We start from the raw sequence: 1,452 nt of genomic DNA, 5'->3' as shown, positions 1-1,452 counted from the left end.
CGCCCGCCTATGGTCGCGCGCTTGCTCTGCTCAAACGCGAAGGCCGGTGCCCGTCTGACGTTGAACACCGACAGATTAAGTACCGGAACAACGTGATTGAATGCGATCATGGCAAACTGAAACGGATAATCGGCGCCACGCTGGGATTTAAATCCATGAAGACGGCTTACGCCACCATCAAAGGTATTGAGGTGATGCGTGCACTACGCAAAGGCCAGGCCTCAGCATTTTATTATGGTGATCCCCTGGGCGAAATGCGCCTGGTAAGCAGAGTTTTTGAAATGTAAGGCCTTTGAATAAGACAAAACGCTGCCTCATCGCTAACTTTGCAACAGTGCCCCTAATCGTGTTCAGCAGAATAGCCGGAGGAAGTTTCCTACTGTCGATAAGAAAGGATTGGCACAGGGAGTGTGAATATCGAAACACCATCACAGAATAATGCCAGATAGAAATGCGATAGTAGGGGTGGATATTTAAATAAGGAGCATCCCGACTTAAAATGAATATGACTGCGTAACCAGGCGCAATAAAAAAAGCGAAAGAATCGCTTTTATTCTGGTTGTTTTTTCGAAGAGTGACCGTTTTCTGAGATGACAAGAAATAAGGAAGTCCTATGATCGCTAGCGGAATAGTTCAAAAACTGAATGCGCAAATGAATCAGGAGTTTTATACCTCAAATTTGTATCTTCAGCTCAGCCAGAGGTGCAGCGAGAATAGCCTTAATGGCACCGCACTATTTTTGCGTCATCAGGCGCAAAATACGGTGACGCAAATGATGCGCATGTACGAATACATCAAACAGAGCGGCGCCACGCCGGTGTTACAGGAGCAACACGCCCGGTGCGGTGAATTTTCCACGCTGGAAGATCTGTTTGAGCAGACGGTAAGCGATTACCAGAAGCGCATTAATGCGCTGACCTCTTTGACGGAAGACGCCCAGGCAGCAAACGATAAGTCAGCGATTAACTTCCTGAAGCGATACAGAAAAGAGGAAATCGTGGACGGGACGCTGTTGCAAATCATTCTGGATGAAGTCCGCAGCGCTAAAAAAGCGGGCATCAACATGCAGCAAACCGACCACTATCTGGTTGGCGTGATCGATCGCTATCACTAAATCAATTTCGCAGTACGAGGAGGTTTTACGCCTCCTCAGAAAATCTGTTTTACATCAGAAACAGAGGTTTATGCCAGTGAACATTTGATACCCAACACGTCATAGTGATTTTTTAACTTAGCGTTTTTATATCGTGCCAAAAATGTCTCTGCTTGTGTCTTTATATTAAGGAAGGTGCGAATAAGCAGGTCATTTCTTCCCAAGCTGACTCGCTGATTAAAATTTCGCGGATCTGGGCCGATTTTTTTCCCGCAAACACATCGAATCAGCCTATTTAGGCTATTTTTTCCACCATTTCTGGCGTTATTTCCGGTTTTTACTGAGATCTCTCCCACTGA

Annotated in this window: 2 protein-coding genes and 1 pseudogene; 2 read left to right on the top strand and 1 reads right to left on the bottom strand. The window is 45.9% G+C overall.

Going from position 1 to position 1,452, the window contains the following annotated elements; translation table 11 throughout:
* Positions 1-287, top strand: a pseudogene (locus SK32_RS20220) (IS6-like element IS26 family transposase); the annotation flags it as partial.
* A gap of 326 nt (positions 288-613) precedes the next feature.
* Positions 614-1,114 carry a non-heme ferritin-like protein gene (locus SK32_RS20215; protein ID WP_001752509.1) on the top strand — a complete coding sequence of 167 codons (501 nt, stop codon included), beginning with the start codon at positions 614-616 and terminating at the stop codon, positions 1,112-1,114.
* Positions 1,115-1,182: 68 nt separating this feature from the next.
* Here SK32_RS20215 and SK32_RS26505 read toward each other — a convergent pair.
* The coding region (locus SK32_RS26505) for a hypothetical protein (protein ID WP_213709948.1) at positions 1,183-1,452 on the bottom strand (270 nt) is incomplete at its 5' end.

Origin of the sequence: Citrobacter sp. MGH100 (assembly GCF_001034465.1) — a bacterium.
GTDB lineage: Bacteria > Pseudomonadota > Gammaproteobacteria > Enterobacterales > Enterobacteriaceae > Citrobacter > Citrobacter youngae.
This window is presented reverse-complemented; position numbering and strand designations above follow the sequence as displayed.